We start from the raw sequence: 6,059 nt of genomic DNA, 5'->3' as shown, positions 1-6,059 counted from the left end.
CCTGAGCATTCGCTCACGCGCCTTCAGGCGTTGGCTGCATATACACACGGCAGTGCTGCAGCAACAGGCCGCGCGCATGAGCTGGGCACGCTGGAATCTGGCATGCTTGCAGATTTTGTTGTGTGGGATACTAACTTGCTTACCTGTGCTAACGAGCAATTGCAGACCGCACGCCCTATACTTACGGTATGTGCTGGCGAGAAGGTCTTTGAGCGGGCTTCGTCTGACGGCGCTCACTAGCCTTAGGAAAGGGTTGCTATGAAAGATGGATTTATTGGCGTTGCAGCCGTTACGCCTCAGATAAAAGTGGCTGACGTGAGCTATAACGCTCAGCAGTCACTGGACGCTAGCATCAAGGCCGTTGCTGCGGGAGCGCGCGTTATTGTGCTGCCAGAGCTCGGATTAACGGGCTACACCTGCGAGGATTTATTCTGGCAAGATGCGCTGCTTAATGCCTCGGAAGCTGCCCTCCATGATCTTATTAAAAACACAGCTCAGCTGGACGCTCTTATCATGGTGGGTGTGCCTGCGCGTGTTAACGGTAAGTTGTACAACTGTGCCGCTGTTTTTTGTCATGGCGAGCTCTTGGGTCTTGTGCCTAAGAAAGCGCTGCCCACCTATAACGAGTTTTACGAGAGTCGTCACTTTAGTGTTGGCCCTGATGACGTATGTCTGGTAGATTTTGCAGGTGAGTCTGATGTAAGTTTTGGCACACATCAGCTTTTTGTCTGTCCTGACATGCCCAACTTTACGGTCGCGGTAGAGATTTGCGAAGATTTGTGGGTGCCACATCCACCTTCTATTGATGCAGCTTTAGCAGGTGCAACCATTATTTGTAACCTTTCTGCTTCAAATGAAATAGTAGGCAAGACGGATTATCGCCGTGACCTTGTGCGTGGGCAAAGTGCGCGCCTCATTGCGGGATATGTGTATACCAGCGCAGGTTGGGGAGAGTCTACTACTGACGTTGTTTTTGGCGGCCACAATCTCATTTGTGAAAACGGGAGCATACTGGCTGAGTCTGCACCTTTTATTGATGAGGTATGCATTTCACAAATTGATCTTTCGCGCTTAGCTGCTGATCGGAGGCGTATCTCTACCTTCCAAACAGCAGGCACGCCAGAACATGCTGACTACTTTGTTACCACGTTTAACCTGCCTCTTGAGACCACCCAGCTTACGCGCTTTGTTAATCCTCATCCTTTTGTTCCTTCCGATAAAACCCGTCGAGCCGAGCGTTGTGAGAATATCTTTGAAATCCAAGCACACGGTTTGGCTAAGCGCTTGCAGCACACACGCTCTGAACATGTAGTGGTGGGCGTATCTGGAGGTTTGGATTCCACTCTGGCATTGTTGGTATGTGCTCGAGCTTTTGATCTTCTCGATTTGGATCATGAGGGTATTATTGCCGTTACCATGCCTGGTTTTGGTACTACGGCACGGACCCATGCTAATGCAACTGAGTTGAGTGCTGCATTGGGTGCCACTTTGCTTGAAGTCGCGATTGGAGATGCCGTTCGTCAGCACTTCTCGGACATTGGCCATGATGAATCTGTTCATGATGTGACGTATGAAAATGCACAGGCACGCGAGCGTACGCAAATCTTGATGGATATTGCCAATCAGGAGCACGGCTTGGTTGTTGGCACGGGAGATCTTTCTGAGCTTGCGCTTGGTTGGGCAACCTACAACGGTGACCATATGAGCATGTACGCGGTTAACACGTCTATTCCCAAGACACTCGTGCGCCATCTTGTTGCTTATGTTGCCGATAAGTGCGAGAGCGAGGAACTTTCTTCGGTGTTGTTGGATGTGTTGGCAACGCCTGTATCTCCGGAGCTTTTGCCTGCACAAACTGACGGCACTATTGCGCAAAAGACCGAAGATTTAGTTGGTCCCTATGAGCTGCATGATTTCTTCTTATACAACATGCTGCGCTGTGGTTTTGCTCCGGCAAAAATCTATCGTTTAGCTCGCATTGCGTTTGATGGGACTCACGGCGCACAAGCATATGATGGCATAACTATTTTGTCATGGCTTAAGGTCTTTTATCGCAGATTCTTTGCTCAGCAGTTTAAGCGGAGCTGTTTGCCCGATGGACCCAAAGTTGGTTCTGTTGCGGTATCTCCTCGCGGTGATTTACGTATGCCATCTGATGCCGTTGTAACGCTATGGTTAGATCAATTAGAGCAGCTGTAGAAGCTTACTTATTTTTTATAGCGTTGCTTTACGGAAAAGTTTCACCTTGTTTTGTGACTGTAGAAATCAACTGAGGAATCGTTTATGCCAAAGAGCTTTTGAAGATAGTTGCTCCTACCATCTAGAACTCTGTCTATATAGATACAGTCGTGTGCAATGTGATAGAAAGCAAGGTAGTGGTTTGATATAACGAAGCGATAAGGAGAATGGATAATACATTTAGTATCAAGTGGTGTTCCAGACTCGGGAAACTTGGATAGTGAATCGATGCGCTCCATGATTGTGTTAGTAGCTTTGATGGCTGCAGGCTCATTTTCGCATTCAATACAGAGGTAGTTCCAAATATCGTCAAGGTCTTCGAGTGCGAGCGGTGCGTAAACGATACTACAGTCCATCTCCAGCTCTTTCTACGAAGTGCTTCTTGACATGTTCACTTGCAATCCACCCTTCTTGTTCACCAGACGTATGGCCCGATTGTAGCTCAGAGAGTAGGCGGTTTTCAGCAGCGAGCCTGTCATAGTCATCCATGTCAAGGATGGCATATCTACCTTGTCCGTTTTTTGTAAGGAATACGGGCGTGCCAGGAGCAACGCCTTCCAACACTTCAGTGTAACTGCGTAGAGATGAAACTGGCATAATGGTGGGCATACTTCCTCCTTGCTGAACAATATGATGTCTTATTTTACAGCAATAAACCGCACCTTGAATACCGGATATATAATCTCTGGTTCAAAGGTGCGGTTTGTCTTTGACAGAGCAGCACGTCACGCACGTAAATCAATACAAGCTATGAGTTCTATGAGTGTCTACTGCTTCTTACATAATCTGGGCAAGTACATTATCAACGGTGAGACCATACTTTTCTTTGAGTGCATCGCCTGGGCCAGATTCCGTAAAGACGTCATCAACGCCAACCCTATAAAGAGGTGCATGTAAGGGTATATCACAAATAGTTTCTGCTACTAAACTTCCCAGTCCGCCAACAATACTGTGATTTTCGACGGTAACAATACGCTTAACGGTTTGTGCTAGGTTGCGCAATAACTCGGTATCAACTGGTTTGATGCTGCAAATATTAACAAGCTTACCGTTCTGATTGTGCTGGCAAGCGGCCTCAAAGCTTCTCATGGCTAGGTCGGTAGTTGACCCCTCATAAATGAGGGCAAAATCAGTGCCTTCATCGCGCACAATTTGTGCTTTACCAGGATTAATGCTCTGGGTAGCCGGCAAATAGGGTACATTACCGCGCGTGGTACGAATAAATACCGGGCCATCAATGGCAATCGCACATTCAATGGCATCGTACAACTCATCAGGATTGGAAGGGTCAAGAATGGTGATATCGGGAATCACGCGCATAAGTGCGATGTCCTCGTTAGCATGGTGGGTAGCGCCGTCGTATCCACCGTCCATGCCATTATGTGTGCCAATCATCTTTACATTAAGCTTGCCATAGCATGCTTGTCTGATTTGGGTCCAGCAGGTACCTGTTATAAAGAGCGAGAAATCCACGAAGAAAGGAATGCCTCCTTCAGTGGCAATGCCAGCTGCCGCAGACAGAGCATTTTGTTCCGCTATGCCGGTTTCAATAAAATGCTCGGGGTGCTTTGCGGCAAACTGAGCGGCAGTCGTTGATCCAGCAAGATCGGCATCGAGTACAAATATATTGGGATGCTTTTCAAATGCCTTATTGAGCGCATCACCCACAAGAGTGCGCAAAGAAATAAGCTGGTAATCCATTAGGCTAACACCTCCATTTCACGCGCTAAATCAGCCAATGCAATCCTGTATTGTTCGTCGTTAATTCCCTTGGAGTGCCATGCGGGGTTGTTTTCCATAAAGCTTATGCCTTTGCCTTTAACCGTATTAGAGATAATGGCATAGGGCTGTTCCGGGGAGCTTTTTGCAACATCAATGGCTGCAAGAATCTCATCCATATTGTGGCCGTCAATCTCAAGGACAGCAAAGTTAAATGCTTTAAGCTTATCTACCAGTGGCTCAAGGGTTATATTGTCATCGGTAGGGCCTCCCGAGGAAAGCTGGTTTCGGTCAATAAAGACCGCCAGGTTATTAAGCTTATAATGGCCAATTGCCATAAAGGCTTCCCAGTTTTGCCCTTCTTGTAATTCACCATCACCAACAATGACATATACCATGTGGTTGTCATGGTTAGTTCGCTTGGCCATTGCCATACCAAAACCAGTGGAAAGACCCTGACCAAGCAAGCCAGTTGTGGCATCAATTTGTGGATAATAGCGTGCACAGGGATGGCCTTGCAGTTTTGAATCTAACTGGCGAAATGTTGCATATTCTTCTTGGCTAATGAGGCCTTTCTCGGTAAACTCGGCATACAATGCGGGAGTACAATGCCCTTTAGAAAGCACCAATCGTGCTCTTTGAGGAGCATCAAAGTCTATCTCGTTCTCGTAAAGAGCGGTAAGAACGTCAATAACCGAGAGCGAGCCTCCAACATGACCAACTCCAGCCTCATGAACCATGTCTATAATGCGGCGTCTATTGTTGTGTGCGATAATCGCAAGTTGTTTTGCCGTGTACATGCTGCGCAAACTCCTCTCTTATGCACCCACAAAAAGGCGGCCAATATACCAAATCAAAAGGCCAATAAAGTTAAAATCGGTCTCTGGGAAAGCTGTGCCCGTAAGGCCAATATTTGCCATAACGGAATAGATAAGAGCGGGGCCAACAGCAATTAAAATACCTACAACAAAGGCACCAACAACGCAACCCCTCCAGCCACCAGTTGCATTGCCAAAAACGCCAGCAGTAGCGCCAATAAAGAAGTAGGGGACTGCTACAGGAATTACTACAAGAGCTCCAAGAGCACTCATAACAGCCATGGAAAGAAGACCACCAATGTAGGCAGCAATAAAACCAATGACAGTAGCAGTGGGAGCAAAGCCAAAAATAACGGGGCAGTCGAGTGCGGGCTTGGCATTGGGGATGAGTTTCTCGGAAATGCCAACAAAGGCACCTTCAATTTCACCCAAGAAGAGGCGAACGCCCGTAATTACCACATATAAACCGCCTGCAAACTTAAGGCCTTCAAAGAGGGGGAACACCAGCCAATTCTGTCCATTGGATAGCGCCTCTACAGCGCCTTGACCTGCTGCAATGCAAGCAACATAGTAAATAACAATCATTGTTACGGCAACGCCAATAACATAGTCTTTAAAGATGCTTAGCCAACCGGGAAGTGTAATGTCCTCAGTACTTTCTTCGGGATTACCAACCTTAGATCCAATCCAGCCAGCTAAGGCATAACCTAATGTTACGTAATGACCAATTGCAATTTCGTTGCTGCCTGTCACTTTATCCATGTAAGGCTGAGCGATTGCGGGGAATATAGCTGCGCAAAAACCAAGAATAATGCCACCAAAAATAATAATTACAACGTCGGGCACACCAAGTGCTTTAAACATAATAGAAATAAGAGCTGCAAAATAAAGGTTATGTTGACCTGTGAGGAAAATACTCTTAAAAGGTGTGATCCGAGCAACAATCAGGTTACTCACAAATCCAATGAGCATCACTAACGAGACAATAGCGCCAAATTTTTCTTGCGCTAGGGCGGTCATTGCCTCAGCAAGGGGTAGAATGCCTTCAATACCAAAACCTGCTTGGAAGAGGGTTTGAAAACTTGTTAGCGAGCTTGCAACTGCTGCTGTACCTATATTAAATACCAAAAAGCCAATAATGGTTTTGAGCGTACCCGTAAGAATCTTGTGGGGTTTCTCATGTTGCAACATAAGGCCAACCATAGCGATAAGACCGACCAGTACGGCGGCATTTGCTAAAACGTCAAATGCGACGACCTCAAAAATAGTTTGGATAAGTTCCAT

At 46.8% G+C, this 6,059-nt stretch carries 7 protein-coding genes; 2 read left to right on the top strand and 5 right to left on the bottom strand.

The window, feature by feature from the left end:
* Together SPD80_RS07340 and SPD80_RS07335 are read left to right on the top strand one after the other, a co-directional pair.
* Nucleotides 1-240, top strand: a 240-nt coding sequence (locus tag SPD80_RS07340) for an amidohydrolase family protein (RefSeq protein WP_320829171.1), incomplete at its 5' end; no start/stop codon positions are given.
* Between the two features lie 18 nt (nucleotides 241-258).
* Nucleotides 259-2,199: an NAD(+) synthase gene (locus SPD80_RS07335; protein ID WP_320829169.1), complete on the top strand. Its 1,941-nt coding sequence runs from the start codon at nucleotides 259-261 to the stop codon at nucleotides 2,197-2,199.
* Nucleotides 2,200-2,240: 41 nt separating this feature from the next.
* Here the strand turns inward: SPD80_RS07335 and SPD80_RS07450 are convergent, their stop codons facing one another.
* From SPD80_RS07450 to SPD80_RS07315, 5 genes are all read right to left on the bottom strand, one after another.
* The gene (locus SPD80_RS07450) at nucleotides 2,241-2,594 is read right to left on the bottom strand and encodes a type II toxin-antitoxin system RelE/ParE family toxin (protein WP_414429707.1); all 354 of its coding nucleotides are present in this window, start codon (nucleotides 2,592-2,594) and stop codon (nucleotides 2,241-2,243) included.
* Nucleotides 2,584-2,847, bottom strand: coding sequence for a type II toxin-antitoxin system prevent-host-death family antitoxin (locus SPD80_RS07330; RefSeq protein WP_320829168.1), 264 nt, complete (start codon nucleotides 2,845-2,847; stop codon nucleotides 2,584-2,586). Before SPD80_RS07330 ends, SPD80_RS07450 begins: the two co-directional genes overlap by 11 nt.
* 168 nt (nucleotides 2,848-3,015) lie before the next feature.
* A complete protein-coding gene (locus SPD80_RS07325) occupies nucleotides 3,016-3,939 on the bottom strand; it encodes a transketolase family protein (protein ID WP_320829166.1) in 924 nt (307 codons plus the stop codon).
* Nucleotides 3,939-4,757, bottom strand: a complete 819-nt coding sequence (locus tag SPD80_RS07320) for a transketolase (RefSeq protein ID WP_320829165.1) — start codon at nucleotides 4,755-4,757, stop codon at nucleotides 3,939-3,941. The genes SPD80_RS07325 and SPD80_RS07320 overlap by 1 nt, the downstream gene beginning before the upstream one ends.
* A gap of 18 nt (nucleotides 4,758-4,775) precedes the next feature.
* Nucleotides 4,776-6,059: a PTS ascorbate transporter subunit IIC gene (locus SPD80_RS07315; RefSeq protein WP_320829164.1), complete on the bottom strand. Its 1,284-nt coding sequence runs from the start codon at nucleotides 6,057-6,059 to the stop codon at nucleotides 4,776-4,778.

The organism is Atopobium sp., assembly GCF_034113385.1.
Classification (GTDB): Bacteria; Actinomycetota; Coriobacteriia; order Coriobacteriales; family Atopobiaceae; genus Atopobium.
Note: the sequence above shows the minus strand (reverse complement) of the source record. Positions and strands in the feature narration are given on the sequence as shown.

Bases quoted from the DNA above. Each gene is read 5' to 3' on its own strand.
- SPD80_RS07325 (WP_320829166.1), bottom strand. From the start codon at position 3,939: ATGGATTACCAGCTTATTTCTTTGCGCACTCTTGTGGGTGATGCGCTC.
- SPD80_RS07335 (WP_320829169.1), top strand. From the start codon at position 259: ATGAAAGATGGATTTATTGGCGTTGCAGCCGTTACGCCTCAGATAAAA.
- SPD80_RS07320 (WP_320829165.1), bottom strand. From the start codon at position 4,757: ATGTACACGGCAAAACAACTTGCGATTATCGCACACAACAATAGACGC.
- SPD80_RS07315 (WP_320829164.1), bottom strand. From the start codon at position 6,059: ATGGAACTTATCCAAACTATTTTTGAGGTCGTCGCATTTGACGTTTTA.
- SPD80_RS07450 (WP_414429707.1), bottom strand. From the start codon at position 2,594: ATGGACTGTAGTATCGTTTACGCACCGCTCGCACTCGAAGACCTTGAC.
- SPD80_RS07330 (WP_320829168.1), bottom strand. From the start codon at position 2,847: ATGCCCACCATTATGCCAGTTTCATCTCTACGCAGTTACACTGAAGTG.